Source organism: Pseudoalteromonas sp. SIMBA_162 (genome assembly GCF_046535955.1).
Lineage (GTDB): Bacteria > Pseudomonadota > Gammaproteobacteria > Enterobacterales > Alteromonadaceae > Pseudoalteromonas > Pseudoalteromonas marina.
This window is the reverse complement of sequence record NZ_JAWJBQ010001080.1, coordinates 1-241: the sequence shown is the minus strand read 5'-3', so window position 1 is coordinate 241 and position 241 is coordinate 1. Positions and strand designations below refer to the sequence as shown.

The 241-nt window shown below is 65.1% G+C and carries 1 protein-coding gene; it reads left to right on the top strand.

Annotated elements, in window-relative coordinates; all coding sequences use genetic code 11:
* A partial coding sequence (locus R0J88_RS23020) for an ATP-binding cassette domain-containing protein (RefSeq protein WP_410901319.1) occupies positions 1–241 on the top strand: 241 nt, incomplete at both ends.

Below are 241 nucleotides of genomic sequence, written 5' to 3'. Positions count from 1 at the left end.
CCCTCAACCCGCTGCACAGCATCGAGAAGCAGATCGGCGAAACCCTCCTGCTGCATCGTGGCCTGGGGGGCAAGGAGGCTCAGGCGCGGATTCTCGAACTGCTGGAACTGGTGGGCATCCAGAAACCCAAGGAGCGACTCAAGGCCTACCCGCACCAGCTCTCCGGCGGCCAGCGCCAGCGGGTGATGATCGCCATGGCCCTGGCCTGCGAACCGGAACTGCTGATTGCCGACGAACCCAC